The sequence below is a fragment of the Psychrobacter sp. UBA6739 genome (assembly GCF_002453835.1).
GTDB classification, from domain to species: Bacteria; Pseudomonadota; Gammaproteobacteria; order Pseudomonadales; family Moraxellaceae; genus Psychrobacter; species Psychrobacter immobilis_A.
Genome location: NZ_DKHR01000003.1, coordinates 201,074 through 217,659, shown reverse-complemented (window position 1 = coordinate 217,659; position 16,586 = coordinate 201,074). Strand labels below are relative to the sequence as shown.

Annotated in this window: 13 protein-coding genes; 8 read left to right on the top strand and 5 right to left on the bottom strand. The window is 42.2% G+C overall.

Going from position 1 to position 16,586, the window contains the following annotated elements:
* Nucleotides 1-27: 27 nt before the first annotated feature.
* Both B2575_RS01210 and B2575_RS01205 read right to left on the bottom strand, forming a co-directional pair.
* Nucleotides 28-1,902, bottom strand: coding sequence for a SurA N-terminal domain-containing protein (locus tag B2575_RS01210; RefSeq protein ID WP_296239853.1), 1,875 nt, complete (start codon nt 1,900-1,902; stop codon nt 28-30).
* Between the two features lie 383 nt (nt 1,903-2,285).
* Nucleotides 2,286-2,558 carry an HU family DNA-binding protein gene (locus B2575_RS01205; RefSeq protein WP_045445077.1) on the bottom strand — a complete coding sequence of 91 codons (273 nt, stop codon included), beginning with the start codon at nt 2,556-2,558 and terminating at the stop codon, nt 2,286-2,288.
* A gap of 519 nt (nt 2,559-3,077) precedes the next feature.
* Between B2575_RS01205 and B2575_RS01200 the strand changes: the two genes are divergently transcribed.
* From B2575_RS01200 to fdx, 8 genes are all read left to right on the top strand, one after another.
* Nucleotides 3,078-3,722: a hypothetical protein gene (locus B2575_RS01200; RefSeq protein WP_045451866.1), complete on the top strand. Its 645-nt coding sequence runs from the start codon at nt 3,078-3,080 to the stop codon at nt 3,720-3,722.
* A 526-nt stretch (nt 3,723-4,248) separates the two neighbouring features.
* Complete coding sequence (locus B2575_RS01195; RefSeq protein ID WP_045451863.1) at nt 4,249-4,758, top strand: Rrf2 family transcriptional regulator; 510 nt, start codon at nt 4,249-4,251, stop codon at nt 4,756-4,758.
* A complete protein-coding gene (locus B2575_RS01190) occupies nt 4,755-5,981 on the top strand; it encodes an IscS subfamily cysteine desulfurase (RefSeq protein WP_201501579.1) in 1,227 nt (408 codons plus the stop codon). The genes B2575_RS01195 and B2575_RS01190 overlap by 4 nt, the downstream gene beginning before the upstream one ends.
* Nucleotides 5,982-6,179: 198 nt before the next feature.
* Entirely contained in the window at nt 6,180-6,590 is a 411-nt protein-coding gene (gene iscU, locus B2575_RS01185; protein WP_296239843.1) for a Fe-S cluster assembly scaffold IscU, read from the top strand.
* Between the two features lie 247 nt (nt 6,591-6,837).
* The gene (gene iscA, locus B2575_RS01180; RefSeq protein WP_045445072.1) at nt 6,838-7,158 is read left to right on the top strand and encodes an iron-sulfur cluster assembly protein IscA; all 321 of its coding nucleotides are present in this window, start codon (nt 6,838-6,840) and stop codon (nt 7,156-7,158) included.
* Nucleotides 7,159-7,277: 119 nt separating this feature from the next.
* Entirely contained in the window at nt 7,278-7,859 is a 582-nt protein-coding gene (hscB, locus tag B2575_RS01175) for a Fe-S protein assembly co-chaperone HscB (RefSeq protein WP_296239840.1), read from the top strand.
* Between the two features lie 273 nt (nt 7,860-8,132).
* Entirely contained in the window at nt 8,133-10,013 is a 1,881-nt protein-coding gene (gene hscA / locus B2575_RS01170) for a Fe-S protein assembly chaperone HscA (RefSeq protein WP_296239839.1), read from the top strand.
* A gap of 91 nt (nt 10,014-10,104) precedes the next feature.
* On the top strand, nt 10,105-10,443 hold the full coding sequence (fdx, locus tag B2575_RS01165) for an ISC system 2Fe-2S type ferredoxin (protein ID WP_045445066.1): 339 nt from the start codon (nt 10,105-10,107) through the stop codon (nt 10,441-10,443).
* A gap of 120 nt (nt 10,444-10,563) precedes the next feature.
* Here the strand turns inward: fdx and B2575_RS01160 are convergent, their stop codons facing one another.
* The 3 genes from B2575_RS01160 to mfd form a co-directional block, all read right to left on the bottom strand.
* The gene (locus B2575_RS01160) at nt 10,564-11,841 is read right to left on the bottom strand and encodes an adenylate/guanylate cyclase domain-containing protein (protein WP_227678077.1); all 1,278 of its coding nucleotides are present in this window, start codon (nt 11,839-11,841) and stop codon (nt 10,564-10,566) included.
* Between the two features lie 659 nt (nt 11,842-12,500).
* Complete coding sequence (locus B2575_RS01155; protein ID WP_045445060.1) at nt 12,501-12,932, bottom strand: HIT domain-containing protein; 432 nt, start codon at nt 12,930-12,932, stop codon at nt 12,501-12,503.
* A gap of 249 nt (nt 12,933-13,181) precedes the next feature.
* Nucleotides 13,182-16,586: transcription-repair coupling factor (gene mfd / locus B2575_RS01150; RefSeq protein WP_296239834.1), on the bottom strand; the 3,405-nt coding region annotated here is incomplete at its 5' end.

Sequence of the window (16,586 nt, the reverse complement as noted above, 5' to 3'; positions counted from 1 at the left end):
CTCAAGTTTTCCTTAATAGCTTTATTTCTAACGCCCTTGCGCGTTTGCTATATTGGCGTCATTAACTTCAACTTTATATACCAAGCGGAGATAATCCAAGTAATCTTGTAGCTGATCTTGCCCCAAGTTATCACGAATGATTGCAGCTGTTTGTGCTCTTTGCACATCAGATAATGGCGACTGCTCCTCTGTTTTAATACGATCACCGACCAACAAAGTCGCACCCATCTCAGTCTCACTGGCAATGGCAACGACGCCATTATTAGCTGCTTGCTGACTAAAGGCTAATCCGCGTTCTTTCTCTGTCAATAGAGTGGTTTGGCGATTAACTTCACCTAATGATTGAAAACGTACTGGCTGTTTATTGATATCAGCAGGCGTTTTAATACCAGTGGCTAGTTTCTTCGCCTCTTTTAGCGCCAATGCCGTTGCCTTTTCTTGACGTAATATCTGAGTAATTTTTGGCGTAGCAGCAGCTAAGCTAAGCGTTTTCGTAGGACGATAGTTGCTTGGCTGCACCCATACCGTACCGTTACCGACTTCGATACCTGCGGTTACTGCCTGATCTTGAATGGTAAACTCATCAAAAGCCTGCTTAATCACTGCTGGTTGTGATAGCTCCGACTTGTTGTTTTCTTTACGATAATCCTTGATACGTTTTAGCGTTACGTTCTCTTGCTGAGCGATGTCTTCGATACTAAAGCCATCTGCTGCCAAGTCATTAATCGCTGTCACTTTATCTGCATAGATTTCTTGACGCTTATATTCTTTGGCTTTTGCTGTCAGCTCTGCACGCATGCTTTCTAGGCTTGGGATTTTACTACCGTTATCTTCGGTTACAGTAAATATCTGATAGCCAAAGCTAGTCTTAATAGGTGCTGTTACATCACCCACGCTTAAGCCCTCTAAAGCTTGCTCAACCGCTGCAGCATCATTACCAAATACAGAGGGATTAAAGGTACCAATATCGCCACCTGTTGCTCCTGATGGATCATCTGATTCAGTTTTAGCCAATGCGGCAAAAGACTCACCTTTATCCAAGCGAGCTTTGATTTTGGCCGCTCTGGTCTTCGCATCTTTACCCGTTAATAGGATTTGACTGATTTTACGTTCATCGACAACAGCTAGCCCTTGCTTATAAACTTCATATTGCTGCTGCAAATCTTCTTCCGTAACCTCATTCACTTGAATGGTTTTAGGACTTAATTGCAAATATGCCAAATCTACCATCGCCGCACTTTTTAGCGTGTCTTTATTGGCATCATAATAGGCTTGTATATCGCCTTTGCTTAACTTGACCTGATCTGCATAGTCTTGCCAATTAAATCGATGCAGCCAGATATTGCGCGACTCAAGTTGTAAGTCAATCAATTGACTGACCGCTTGCATGGGATATACTGCCGTGCCAACAATACTGGCATTGAGCTGGTCGAGGCTTAACTGGTTACGAAACTCAGCAAATAGCTGATCTTTGGTCATGCCGCGCTGGCGCAAGAAGTTTGAAAATTGGTCGTTAGAAAAATTGCCTTCTGCGTCCTTAAAAATTTCTTCTTCACGCAATAAACGATTAATCGTGTCATCAGAGACTGTCATACCAAGCTTGCCCGCTTGCTGCTCCAATAGCGTACGATCAATGAGACCTTTGAGCACCTGCTCGTGCAATACATCTTCATTTAATAGACTGGCATCATCAACTTGTTCTAGTATTTCAGTACGACGGTTATTTACGGCAGTCTGATACTCGGACAACCCTACGCTTGCTTCACCCACCTGAGCGACTTGGTTGGGATCGACCCCGCCTCCAAAATAGCTTTCGACACCCAATAGAGCGAGCGGCGATAGGCATAAAATCAATAAAATGCGACCTGGCCAGCTTTTTAAGAAATCGCGCAATTTATCCATAGTTATCTCTGCTTTATAAACCTATATTGATGAAAAACCATTGTAATATTATTATTAATATCAATGCTATCTAAGCAGGCAATGGTAAGAATAAGAACATGTGAATTTGATATAAAACAACAAGACTGAGTAAAACAGCCTTATTTAAACAACGCATCTATCGCGCGCCCTATGATACGTGATTTTTGATGCAGACTCAAAATATTCACGTGGTATGATACAAACTATAGCGATAAAAAAAGCACCTAATATTTAGGTGCTTTCTTATGATTCATATTATGACTTTTCAGCCATGCTATAAACCATATAGTGCTTTACTAAGTAAATGCTGTGTTCGTTCGTATATCACGTCGTTATACAGCATCCGTTTTTAATAAAACGGCTTAGTTTAAACGCTCTTTTAAGTTTTTACCCGCTTTAAAGCTTGGTACTTTACTTGCTGGAATGCTAAGCTCTTCACCCGTCTTAGGGTTACGGCCAGTACGTGCTTTACGGTCTTTTACGCTGAAAGTACCAAAACCAACCAATGAGATGCTATCGCCAGCTTCTAGCGCTTCACCAACACTTTCCATAACAGCATTCAATGCATCGCCAGCTTGGGTTTTGTTTAGGCCACTTTTGTCTGCGATGCTATCAATTAATTCTGACTTATTCATAAAATTTCCTTCAAGTTTAAGGGGGATAATAAACGCTCACGCCAAGCATTGTAACGCTCTCATAGCATTTAAGCAATAAAAACTGCCTGACTGGCGTATTAACAGGTTTCGCTTTGTTATCGTCTTTATATCAAGGCAGCATAAGGAGCGCAAGCGATTTTACATATTTTTGCCTACTGTACTACGTATTTGACACTCAATGTTACGCAAAGCCTCTGCAACTGTTATAACCGCTAGTAACCTTGGCTTTTCCTAACTTCGACTTAGCGAGTCAACCTCTATACTGCCTTATCGTTCAAAGAGATGTCATCTCATACTGAGGCATCGCCAGTCATAAATATCTGTGTCCTTGTTGATTACCAAATTGTAAAGTAATAATTTTCCAACTGACAGAAACTAGCGTTACTTTTTATTATAAAGGCGTTACTATAAGCAAAATATCACTGCACCTTTTGGGTCAATTTTGACTCTTGTTTGTCTTTTGCCTCTAATTTGCCAAATATAAAACGGATTATTTACATGAAGCGTTCTACGTTGTCTCACTCTTTTCTTAATATCATTCTGGTGTTCATCGAGTCGGCGCTGACACTATTGTTACGTTTAGATCCCGAACTACGTAAAGCCGCTTACCCACTTGCCAAGCAAGGTACTGTCGTGGCGCTACGCTTGTATCTACCGCATGTTGAAGTGTTTGCCACTTTTAGCACCAAAGGCGTATTATTAGACGCAGAGTTACCTATTGACCGCAGCGAACCTGACGTCATCATTAATGCTTATAGCATCCAAGTGATCAATGCGATCACCACTCATGACAGCGAAACCACCGAAAAACTACAAATGCGCGGTGAGTCTGTTCAAGTACAGTTGGTCAAGCAGTTTATTATGCAGCTCGGTCTTGGCAGCTTAATTCAAGGTCTTATTAAAAAGATAAAAGGTGGCAAAGGTAAGACCAAGCCTACTGAAGCTGAAATGGCTGACAAAAAGGACAGCTATAAATTACGCATCAAAGAGCAACAAACCCAAATAAACACCTTGACTATTAAAAACCGTGAGCTTGAAATCACGGTTAAAGAGTTACAGAGCAAACAAAAAACCCTGATAATCGTCACCGTGGCTGCTCTCGTTATTATGATCGCAGCCATTATCGCGCTATTAATGAATTAATTTCGCCAACAACGACTTACCAATGTCAGCTTAACAATGAAAGGCTGCTTACTTTAACAAACGCGTTGATGCCGATGAAGGCATATTAAACGCTTAGTATATTAAGTGCTTAGATAGTTAGGGCGTATGGAACATTCAGCACGCCCTAATATAATTGATAGAAGTTAAAAAAACGTAATACTCGAACTTCAAGACTGTATTTTAATATTTCAAAAATGCTAGGAATCAATGTTCTCAATCTTATATCCCCTCCTTTTAATACCATTGTTTTTATCAATCATAGTGATAAGCTCGATTAACCATTCAACCACACTTTAATCTTGACTAAATTACTCAGGATTAAGTATAATTGGCTTAATCGTTGCACACATCGGGTTAATCATCTGCTGTTTAATAACGATAAGACACAACTTAGCGGTTATGTGATTCCATCAGTAGCTTTCATATTGCGCTACAAGCTGCCACCACTATCATTTTGCTAAGGTCGTTGTTAAATAAAAATGACTTAAAAGTTTGGAGATAACACATGCGTTTGACTACTCGAGGCAGATATGCCGTTACTGCGTTACTGGATTTGGCATTACAAACCAGCCAACAAGACACTGCAGTCTCCTTATCTGATATCGCCAAGCGGCAATCAATTTCTATCTCCTACCTTGAACAACTGTTTTCCAAACTTCGTAAGCGTGGTCTAGTCACTAGCATCCGAGGTGCAGCAGGCGGCTATCATCTAGCCAAACCATTGCATGAAATAGACGTCATGAGCATCATATCTGCCGTCGATGAGTCGGTTAATGCGATGCAGTGCGAAGGACGTGGCGACTGTCAAGGTGGTACAATGTGCTTAACCCATGATTTATGGTGTGCACTGTCCAATCATATCGAACAGTACTTGAAAAATATAACATTAGCGCAATTATTAGACATGGAAAATGTGCAGTCAGTGTCAGAGCGTCAGCACAGCTCTACCAAAGAGATTTCCATAAAAGATATCAACACTATTACCCTATCGAACAGCGAGGCAAACCCAGCATGAGCCAACATAACAACCTTATATACTTAGATTATGCCGCCACCACACCAGTTGCAAAATCAGTAGCTGCTAAGATGAGTGAATATCTGACAGTAGATGGCATCTTTGGTAACCCAGCCTCGCGCTCGCATGGCTATGGCTGGCAAGCAGAAGAAGCGGTAGAAACAGCGCGTCAACAAGTGGCTGAAGTCATTAATGCTGATCCACGCGAAATCGTCTTTACCTCTGGTGCAACAGAATCAGACAACCTAGCGATTAAAGGTGCCGCCCACTTTTATCAGTCTCGTGGTAAGCACATCATTACCAGTAAGATCGAACATAAAGCCGTATTAGATACGTGCCGTGAGCTTGAGCAAGAAGGTTTTGAGATTACTTATCTTGAGCCACAACCAAGCACTGGGCTAATCTTACCAGAGCAAGTTAAAGAAGCATTACGTGATGATACTATCTTAGTATCACTCATGATGGTAAATAATGAGCTTGGTACGATTACTGATGTCGCTGCCATTGGTGAAATCACTCGTGAAGCGGGTGTGGTCTTCCACGTCGATGGCGCACAATCTGTTGGTAAAGTACTGATTGACCTTGAAACCACGAAGATCGATTTGATGAGCTTCTCAGGTCACAAAGCCTACGGTCCTAAAGGTATTGGCGCATTATTTGTTCGCCGTAAGCCACGTATCCGCTTGAAAGCAGAGCAGCATGGCGGTGGTCATGAGCGCGGTATGCGTTCAGGTACATTACCGACGCATCAAATCGTTGGTCTTGGGGCAGCATTTGCTTTAGCCAATGAGCGTTATGAAGAAGACCATGCACATGCAGCGAAACTACGCCAAAAACTGTGGGACGGTCTACAAGATATCGAAGAAATTTACCTAAATGGTGATCTTGAGCACAGCGTACCTAACATCGTAAACATCAGCTTCAACTTCGTTGAGGGCGAGTCTCTCATGATGTCACTTAAAGATTTAGCTGTATCATCAGGTTCAGCCTGTACATCAGCGACGCTTGAGCCATCATATGTATTACGCGCTATTGGTCGCCCAGATGAATTAGCACACAGCTCAATTCGTTTCAGCTTCGGTCGTTATACCACCGAAGAAGACATCGATACTGTCATCAAACAAATGCATGAAGCGGTCGATAAATTACGTGCCTTATCACCACTTTGGGATATGTACCAAGAAGGTGTTGATTTAGATTCAGTCGAATGGGCTGAGCACTAAAATTACCGAAAGCAACGACATAGTTATTAAACAGAACCATTAAACGATTGATCAGACACTTATAAATCCAGTTTTTATAAATACCGTTTTTATAAATACCGTTTCTATTAACTAAATGTTTGACCCCAATTATCGATGAGTAGTTAGACATTTAAAGTCAGTAGTTGACTACTCATCATCTAACTAGGAGAAAACCCCATGGCCTATAGTGACCAAGTTATTGATCATTACGAAAATCCACGCAACGTCGGCAATCTTGATAAAAATGCCAAAAACGTTGGTACTGGTATGGTTGGTGCCCCAGCTTGTGGCGATGTAATGCGCCTACAGATTCAAGTTGATGATAACGGCATCATTGAAGATGCACGCTTTAAAACTTATGGCTGTGGTTCAGCAATCGCTTCAAGCTCGCTCGTGACTGAGTGGCTAAAAGGCAAAAGCTTGGATCAAGCGGGCGAAATCAAAAACAACGATATCGCGAAAGAGTTGGCCTTACCACCAGTAAAAGTGCATTGCTCTGTACTTGCTGAAGACGCCATTAAAGCCGCTATTAGCGACTATAAAGGTAAGCATAGCGCAGCAGTAGAGGCAGAAGAAGCAGATAGCTAAACCTATTAGTGTAAGTATTGTACTTCTAAGTACACGGTCTTAATGACCGTACTTTAGTAGTCGATGTATTGAACAGCTACTAACGCTAAAGAGGTGACAATAACGCAAATGTAATTGTCACCTTTTATTTTCTAGTGATTCTTAACTGGTCGTTATTAAGATTTTTTGGCAAGTTCGCTATTTTCATTGCCAGTTTATACAGATTTTTTTGATTGATATTTATCATTGATAGTCAATGGGAGTTGGCATGATTGAAATGACAGAACGCGCCGCTCAGCATGTTCGAGACTTTTTGGACAATCGCGGCAAAGGCGAAGGTATTCGAGTGGGTATCCGTACTGCGGGTTGCTCAGGCTTAGCTTACGTTTTAGAGTTTGTAGATACCCCTGATGAAAATGACACGCGTTACGAAAGCCGCGGCGTTAACATCTTTATTGATCCTAAAAGTTTGGTGTATTTAGATGGTTTGTTAATGGACTACGAAAAAGAAGGTCTTAACGAAGGCTTTAAGTTCACCAATCCCAATCAAAAAGGCGAATGTGGTTGCGGCGAGTCTTTTACCGTTTAATGGTTCAAAGGTTAAAAAACCCTTGAGTTTAGAGTTTCCTGACTCTATATTCAAGCCATAGTAGATATGTTCTCTGCTAAAGGAAACTTTCAAAATAAATAACAAGCAAGGCGTATGATATGACAGACATTACTGCAGAAGCCCAGTTTGATAACTTCTTTGCCCTATTTGAGCAGCCTGTACAGTTTGAAGTCAATCAAGAGATTCTCGATCAGCATCTACGTCTGCTACAAAAACGTTATCATCCTGATAATGTCACCAAGAATCTAGCCAATACTACGCAAGCGCAACAGCAGTCTGAGCAGGCCTCAGCGTTAATCAACCAAGCCTACCAAGCGTTAAGTGCGCCTGATAGTCGTGCTAGCTATCTACTAGACATGGCAGATCAAGCACAGAATCTAGAGCATTCAATTGCTGACTTGGACTTTTTAGAAGATGCGATGCAGATGCGCATGGATTTAGATGACGCTATTGAAGGTAAGGATCGTGCGACATTGCAACAACTACACCCTCAAATCACCGAACGACTGGCAAAACAGTCTAAGCGTTTTAACGATGCTTACCAAAACCAAGATTGGCAAACGGCGATTGATGCGACACAAAAACTGAAATTCTTAGTCAAATTAAATGCTGACGTGACTACTGGTATCGATGAGTTAGCGACTGCTGAGCATTTAGATGATGATGATTTATACGTCTAACTAACTGAGTATAAGTTTGTTAATTTATTCTATATGCCAAATTTATTCATAAATACTATTCGCTTATAACGCTTATTTGAAAACTATATTATAAGCGATGGTTAAAATAGTCATAGCGATGCCGTATAATCCCTTATTTTAAGCACTTTTAATCGCTAAGTATCTTCATTTTCACGTGCATACAAAGCAGTTAAACTACAATAGTGCGCTTATCATATTTGTTCCATTTCACTTACTAATTTTATCTCTTTCATTTTATCTTTGAGTTATCTTATGTCTTTATTGCAAATTGCCGAACCCAATCAAAATGCCCAACCCCATCAGCATCGTTTTGGCCTAGGAATTGATCTTGGTACTACGCGCTCATTGGTCGCGGTAGTACGCTCAGGCAAGGCGCAAGTCTTAGAGGCAAGCGCAGCTACCGATACATTATTACCTTCTGTGGTCTATTATCCAAGCATAGGTAAGCCCTTGGTTGGCTCTGATGCATTAGCTCACTTAGCGGATGATCCAAAAAATACGATTGTCTCGGCTAAGCGTTTTATGGGTCGTAGTCAAGCTGATATCAAATTCTCTCATCCTTATGAGTTAAGCGGCAGCAAAGATGACATGCCAGCATTTGTGACGGCTCAGGGTAAAGTATCGCCTGTTGAAGTATCAGCACGTATTTTAGCAGCGCTTGAGCAACGGGCAGCGAGCGCATTGCCTGCAGACAGTATCGAGGGTGCGGTCATTACTGTCCCTGCTTATTTTGATGAAGCACAGCGGCAAGCGACCAAAGATGCAGCCCAAGCGGCTGGTATCAAAGTGCTACGCCTGCTAAATGAGCCTACTGCTGCTGCCGTCGCCTATGGTCTCGACCAGTCAACGCAAAACGGCGATAAAGAAAGTTATTATTTAATTTACGATCTGGGTGGCGGTACTTTTGACGTTTCTATCTTAAAGCTGACTGATGGCGTATTTGAAGTATTGGCAACTGGCGGTAATAGTGCATTAGGCGGTGATGACATCGATCGTCTAATGACCAATTGGCTTATCAAACAATTAAATATCGATCCTAAAGATGTGAGTCGTCATGACAAGTCAATACTGGCGCAACAAGCCAAAGCTTATAAACAAGCCCTGACGGATGCTGAACAAGTCAATATTGACATCACTGTGAATGAGCAATCTTATCAAGGTGTGCTTCGCCGTACAGATTTACTGGCTATTGCAGAGCCAGTTAGCCGCCGTACATTGAGCGTATGCGAACAAGTACTGCGTGATGCCAAGCTTTCGAGTGCTGATCTAGACGAAGTGATTTTGGTCGGTGGCTCTACTCGTATGCCTGCTATACAACAAGTCGTGACAGAGTTTTTTGCCAAGCAACCACTTTGTCGTCTAAATCCCGATGAAGTCGTGGCTTTGGGTGCTGCCCAAACGGCGCATCAATTGGTCAATGGCGATAGTAATAACAACCTACTATTGTTAGACGTAACGCCGCTATCGCTTGGTCTTGAGACCATGGGCGGCTTAGTTGAAGTACTGATTCCACGTAATACGCCTATCCCTGTCAAAAAACGCCAAGTGTTTACCACCTATCAAGATGGTCAAACAGGCATGGTGATTCATGTGGTACAGGGCGAACGCGAGACAGTAGACAACTGCCGTTCATTGGGTCGTTTTGAGCTATATGGTATCCCGCCGATGAAAGCTGGATTTGCTCGTATTGAGGTCACCTTTAGTATTGATGCGAATGGACAGCTAACCGTCAGCGCACAGGAAACCACAACCAAGACAGAAAGTAAGATTGAGATTGTGCCTTCTTATGGGTTATCAGATGAGCAAAAAGAGCAGTTGCTCGTCGCAGGATTCAAGCATGCAGAAGAAGATAAAAATACACGTTCTTTAATCGAAACCAAAGTAGAAGCGGAGCGTGAAGTATTAGCGCTACAATCTGCCCTTAAAGAATTTGCAGCTTTATTGTCGTCTGAGGAGCAGCACTCATTGGCTGAGCAAATACAAGTGTTGCAAACAACGCTCAGTACTGATGATTTGGCACTTATCGAGGCACAGCAAGCAAAGCTTAAGCCTCACAGTGATGCCTTTGCTGCCCGTATTATGAATCAAAGCGTTAAAGCCAGCATGGCAGGAACGAATGCCCAAGATTGGTAGCAGATACATTTAAAATGTGGCTTAGTCACCATACTAAGCTCATTTCTTATATTTTTATTCTTTTAATTGATTAGCACTGGAAAGACGATTTATGCCAAAAATTACCGTACTACCGCATCATGAAATTTGCCCTGAAGGCGCCGAAGTCGAGCTAGAAGCTGGCAGCAACTTATGTAAAGCGCTATTGGAAAAAGGCATTAAAATTGAACATGCATGTGAGATGTCAAAAGCCTGTACCACGTGCCATGTGGTCGTCCGTAAAGGTTTTAATAGTTTAGATGAAATGGATGATATTGAAGCCGATTTATTAGATCGTGCTTGGGGATTAGAGCCTGACTCACGCCTATCTTGTCAGGTCATGCTCGATGATGAAGATTTAACCATCGAGATTCCTAAATATACACTCAACCATGCAAAAGAAAACCACTAAACGCTAACCGTAAAATTCATCTGACTGTTATATTGCAAAAGCCAGCTATCATAATAATAGCTGGCTTTTTTGTGCTTGATTTTATAAACATTATTTTTGGATGATTATTTATGACGATTGTCATTGATTGTCATTACGTTTGCTTGCTGCCGCTATGTCAGTTGCCACTTTTTCTTGCTCCTGCTCGACACGTTCAAGCGCAAAATTTAAGCGTGCTCTGATATCTTGATAATCATTATCCTTCATATCTTTAAAATTTAGATGCAAATTGAAACCTGGTAGTGTGTGATCAACCCACTTTGATAAATGACCTTTATACGTATCTGGATCCAGCACTTGCCATGCATTTACCTTGCTATCAAAACCTTTTAACTTGAACGCACCTGCATGCTGACAGTCATAATTATGACAAATATAATCGTAGGTACTCTCACTGACCAGTATCTCATCTTTACCAGCGCTCGATTCAAGTCTTGCCGCTAGATTGGCCTCTTTACCAATAAGAGTATAGCTTAGACGATTATTACTACCAAAATTACCAACATGGCAATAACCTGTGCTAATACCGATACGAATGTACAACCCCTCAAAGCCCATCAAGCGCCATTTTTGCCTCAAAGTTCGCATCTCGCGACGCATATCTATTGCCATTGCAATACAGTCTAAAGCATCTTGGCGCGCACCGCGACTATTTGGCTCACCGAAAAAACACACCATGCCATCACCAATAAATTTATCAAGTACGGCGCCATGCTTGTTTGCTATCAATGTCATACAATGCATATAAGTATTTAAGATATCAGCCAAATTGTCAGCGCTCAAACTATCTGACAATTCCGTAAAGCCAACGATATCTGAGAACATAATCGTCAGCTTAGCGCGCTTATTAGCAACGGTAACTGGGCTGTCAGATTTTACGATAGGCTCCCAAACTTGTGGAGGTATGAAGCGCGTTAACTTATTAATGACGGAGACCATCGTGCTTAATCGCCCAACGGCCTGATGAGCACGAGTTTCATAACCAATATACTCTTGGTACACATGCCAAAACTGATACAGTATGACGATCATACTGGCTAATAATATTATTGGTGTGGTCCAGCCTTCATGGCAATCTATATCAGCACTGCTTAGGGTAACGCTAACATAATAGAAGACAATGACGGTTATTACGGAAACGGTAATCAGTTTTAAATGATTTTCAGGGCTACTAATAATAATTCTGAGTGCTATAAGCGCGGCTAAGCTAAGCGAAATAACCGTGCAAAACTGTATCGACCCAATAACCACCGATAGTAAAATGATAACAATGTTAGACGTCCAAAAGCTTTTTTGGCGGCGATAGTTATAAATCAAAATCATTAAACTTGGCAGACAAACAATAACGAGCAGTGCCATTGAAGTAGGTCTAAAATTAAAATGTACAGCGAGGAGTATTACGGTAAGCATTAAAACGAAGACTTCTGGATAGTCAAATCGATAAATCCCTTCATTTTTTGAAGAGTGATTTGGTCTCAGCGTGTCTAAAAAAGGCATATGAAGTATTCACTTACGTAAAACAGGCTATGTAAAAAACTAAAAGGCTTGAGGATAGCACACGCGTACTACCTACCTCTATGCCAAGTTATGTATAAAATTAATCAATGATTACATTATACTTTTTAAATGCAACAAAACCCATGTCACTGATAGCCAAAAGCCTACCACTCATCACTCATCTTGTCTTAATATGCTACTAAATCGGGATTATAAGACATATCGTTTGAGCCAAACACAAAAAATCCAGATAATATTTATCTGGATTTCAAATACGTAAAACCTATTAATATATAAAAATTAGGGGCTGTAATAACTGAGCATAACGTTGGTACATAACCATAAAACGACTAAGACACCAAAACAAAGCTTAACTTTAAACGTTTAGTCATTTTTCTAGTTATTTTGATGGGTCAATCGATGCCCAGTTAATTGATACCTAGTTAATCGAGGCCTAGCCAATAGAGTATCATTATCGATTTGCCAATCAACTTACCGACCTATTACTACTCAGGTATTTATTACATTTGCCAATCAAATGGCATTTGATGATGACCACGTAGCGCCATCATTAACGTCTGCTGCATCTGCGCCAACACTTCTTTAGTATAAGGAATAGCAGGAACGCCCCATACTGGATTTGGCCATTGCATGTCGTTTTGATAGCGAACGATATGATGAAAATGAAGTTGCGGTACTTGATTACCGAGTGCAGCTACATTCATTTTATCGGCTTGAAAGGTCTTGGCTAGCTGACTCGACAACCAGCTCGATTCACGTAAAAACTGTGTTTGATCGGCTTCAGATAACTCATATAACTCTTTGATACCTGATACGCGCGGCACTAATATTAACCAAGGAAACTGGCAATCATTGATTAAACGACAAGTCGATAATGGGAAGTCACCCACTAAAAAGCTATCGGCAGCAAGTTTATGATGAAGTTGGAACATAATGACGGTTCTCTTGTTATGACACTCAGATAAAAGGAATATGAATCTAGAAAAGCAGAATTTAATTTACTAAAAAACAATAGGCTAAATATAGGATGTCGCTATTTTATCAGTTATCCGACCGATAAAATAGCGCTATGACTCATTGTCTTGACGTCCTACTTGAGCACTGGCTAGCTGACTTATTGAGCTGATTTAATCTACCGAAAATCATTGCTGAGCTCTCAAAATGCCGAAATACCAAAACAACTACGCTGACTCTGCCACCATATGCTCGCTAAAATAGCGTAATAATTCTTGAATCGCGGTGACGCGCTGTTGCGGCGTTGCCAGTTTATCAGCATCCTGATAACGAATACCAGAGGCACCGTTCATACGATAGCGCTGCCCATTGCTCTGAATCAACTTAATAATCGCTAAGGCATCGACTGGGGTATCAGGCGCAAACTCTAATGTCATGCTATTACTATTGGCATCAATCTTATTAATCTTTAGCGGCTCAGCTTGTATACGCAGTCCGTGGATGGCGAACAACTGCTTAGTTTGCTCTGGTAATGTACCAAAACGGTCAATCATTTCGGTACGAATATCAATCAATGCCTCTTTATCATCGGCATTACTGATGCGCTTATAAAACAATAAACGCTGATGGACATCATGCAGATATTCTTCTGGTATCAATGCTGAGCTATGCAGATTAATCTCACTTGTCAGCGACAACGGTGTGCTTAAATCGGGCTCTTTACCCGCTTTAATGGCTTTTGTTGCACGCTCCAGCATGTCCATATATAAACTGAAGCCAATCGCCTGCATATTGCCACTTTGCTGCTTACCGAGTATTTCACCAGCACCGCGAATTTCTAAGTCTTCGCTAGCCAGCATAAAACCTGCACCCAGCGTATTGGCGCGTTCAATCGCATGCAATCGGCGTTTAGCATCGCCTTTTAGACCTTTGATAGAAGGCACAAGTAGATAACAATACGCTTGATGATGACTACGACCGACACGACCACGTAACTGATGTAATTGCGCCAAACCAAACTTGTCAGCGCGCTCAATGATAATGGTATTGGCATTCGGCACATCAATACCCGTTTCAATAATGGTTGAGCATATCAGCACATTGAACTTTTTATGATAAAACTGCTGCATGACTTGTTCAAGTTGGCGCTCTTGCATTTGTCCATGAGCAACCCCTACTCTCGCCTCAGGCACCAATTCACGTATGGTTTCTGCCATACGCTCAATGCTCGCCACATCATTATGTAATAAATAAACCTGCCCACCGCGCAATAGCTCACGCAAGATGGCCTCTTTCATTAAAGCATCAGTTTTTTGCATGACAAAGGTTTTAATCGCCAAACGTCGTGCTGGAGGTGTCGCAATAATTGACATATCACGCATACCTGAGAGCGCCATATTGAGCGTTCTAGGGATCGGTGTCGCTGTCATCGACATACTATCTACATCAGTCTGAATCGCCTTGATACGCTCTTTATGGCGCACACCAAAGCGATGTTCTTCATCGACAATCATCAAACCTAGATTTGAAAACTTCACATCAGGTTGTAGCAGTTTATGGGTGCCGATGACAATATCGACTTTACCTGCTGCTAAATCTGTCAACACCGTTTCTTGATGCTTTTTGCCGCCAAAGCGCGATAGCGTCTCGATACGTACTGGCCAATCAGCAAAACGATCACGGAAATTGTCTTCATGCTGACCGGCCAGCAAGGTCGTCGGCACTAGCACCGCCACCTGATAACCTGCGCTGACGGCAATGAAAGCTGCCCGCATAGCCACTTCTGTTTTACCAAAACCCACATCACCGCAGATGAGCCGATCCATTGGCTGGTTTTGTCGCATGTCTTCCATCACCGCATGAATGGCATTGGCTTGATCGGGCGTTTCTTCAAAAGCAAATTGACTGGCAAACAGCTCGTACTGTGATGGATCTATTTTAAAATGAATACCGACTTTGGCTTCACGACGCGCTTGCATATTAAGCAGCTCGGCCGCTACATCATGGATTTGCTCAAGCGCTTTTTGCTTGGCTTTATCCCATTTGCCGCTACCGATTTTGTGCAATGGCGCAAGCGCTGGATCACCGCCACTATAACGGTTAATCATTTGCAAATTAGCAACGGGCACATAAATACTGGCATCATAGGCATATTTTAAGTGAATAAACTCTTGCTCGCCATCACCCACATCTAACGTAATCAGCCCATTGTAACGCCCAATACCATGCTCGATATGCACCACTGGGCTGCCTTCAGTTATTTCAGTAACACTCTTAACCAAAAACTCTTCCGACACCCCGCTTTGGCGGCGACGGCGTGTTTGCAGCACTTGCCGACCAAATAACTGCGTCTCACTAATCAGCACCAAACGCTCGGGCACATAGACGCCGCGCTCAATGGGCGCAACGGTTAAACCAACCTGTGGCAGCTTATTACCTTTAACGCTGTTGGTTTTATCCGCTGCTAGAAACGCTGCAAAGCTGTCATAAGCTTTGATATCGATTTTGCCTTTAAACAACTCGATGAGAATTTCGCGGCGACCCGCTGTTTCAGCAACGATCAATACTGGCGTCGCTGTTTGTGCTTGTAACGCTAAAAATTCTAATAGCTGGGTAAGAGGCTCAGCCTTTTGGTGATTAACAGCCAATTGTGGCGGCTCTTGCGCACTGAGCGTCACCAAGCCTTGCTGCTTATTTGCCGTCAGCGGCAATTGTGGCTGTAAATCTGATTGGTGTTCAACTTGTAACAATGAACTGTCTTCTAACAATGAGTCATCGCTGTCAATCGCAGCAACATCCGTCATGCTAGCCAGCTCATTGCGCGCACTGAGAATCACCCGTGGATAATGATTAAGATGTTCATTTAAAGTATTCGATAGCAAATATAACCATTCAGGCGCGACAATAGGTTTATCGATATCATGACGGCGCTCTTCATAGCGGCGCTGAATTTGTGACCAGTAATCTACCTGTTTTTCATTAATCAATTCATCAGTGATAAACAGCGCATCGCTTGGTAAGTAAGCAAACAAGCTACTCTCTGCTGTCCACGCTTTTAAATCAAAAAATAGCGGCTGATAATATTCAAGTCCGCTACTAGCGATACCTGCCATGACGTCTTTATGTAGCTCAAACTTACGGCTGCTCGCATTAGGGAACATCGTGGCGAAGTTGGTACGGAATGTCTCACGCCCTTCATCAAGCGGAAACTCTTTTGCTGGTAATATCTGGAATTGCTCAATAGGCTTTGAGATATCTGGCAGTTTATGCAGTAGTGACAGCGACTCTTTGCCCATACTGCTATCGTTGCCGCTCATCATCGTTTTGAGGTCATCAACGGTCAATGTGCGCTGGGTCTGCGGATTAAAGAAGCGAATGGTTTCAATTTCATCGTCAAACAAATCTAGACGTAGCGGAAACGGCTGACCCATGGCAAAGATATCAATGATGCTACCGCGTACGGCAAATTCGCCCGGCTCAAAGACGTTCTCAACCGCACGGTAACCGGCCTTTGCCAATAAGCCACGTTGGGTATTGATATCAAATCTATCACCGACACTCAAATCAAAATGCTGCCCTATCAGCCAGCTTGGCGGTGCGACCCGATGCATCAATGCCTGTACCGAGATGAG

Excerpts from the sequence above, each read along its gene's own strand:
- B2575_RS01210 (WP_296239853.1), bottom strand. The coding sequence starts at position 1,902 with ATGGATAAATTGCGCGATTTCTTAAAAAGCTGGCCAGGTCGCATTTTA.
- B2575_RS01205 (WP_045445077.1), bottom strand. The coding sequence starts at position 2,558 with ATGAATAAGTCAGAATTAATTGATAGCATCGCAGACAAAAGTGGCCTA.
- B2575_RS01200 (WP_045451866.1), top strand. The coding sequence starts at position 3,078 with ATGAAGCGTTCTACGTTGTCTCACTCTTTTCTTAATATCATTCTGGTG.
- B2575_RS01195 (WP_045451863.1), top strand. The coding sequence starts at position 4,249 with ATGCGTTTGACTACTCGAGGCAGATATGCCGTTACTGCGTTACTGGAT.
- B2575_RS01190 (WP_201501579.1), top strand. The coding sequence starts at position 4,755 with ATGAGCCAACATAACAACCTTATATACTTAGATTATGCCGCCACCACA.
- iscU (WP_296239843.1), top strand. The coding sequence starts at position 6,180 with ATGGCCTATAGTGACCAAGTTATTGATCATTACGAAAATCCACGCAAC.
- iscA (WP_045445072.1), top strand. The coding sequence starts at position 6,838 with ATGATTGAAATGACAGAACGCGCCGCTCAGCATGTTCGAGACTTTTTG.
- hscB (WP_296239840.1), top strand. The coding sequence starts at position 7,278 with ATGACAGACATTACTGCAGAAGCCCAGTTTGATAACTTCTTTGCCCTA.
- hscA (WP_296239839.1), top strand. The coding sequence starts at position 8,133 with ATGTCTTTATTGCAAATTGCCGAACCCAATCAAAATGCCCAACCCCAT.
- fdx (WP_045445066.1), top strand. The coding sequence starts at position 10,105 with ATGCCAAAAATTACCGTACTACCGCATCATGAAATTTGCCCTGAAGGC.
- B2575_RS01160 (WP_227678077.1), bottom strand. The coding sequence starts at position 11,841 with ATGGCACTGCTCGTTATTGTTTGTCTGCCAAGTTTAATGATTTTGATT.
- B2575_RS01155 (WP_045445060.1), bottom strand. The coding sequence starts at position 12,932 with ATGTTCCAACTTCATCATAAACTTGCTGCCGATAGCTTTTTAGTGGGT.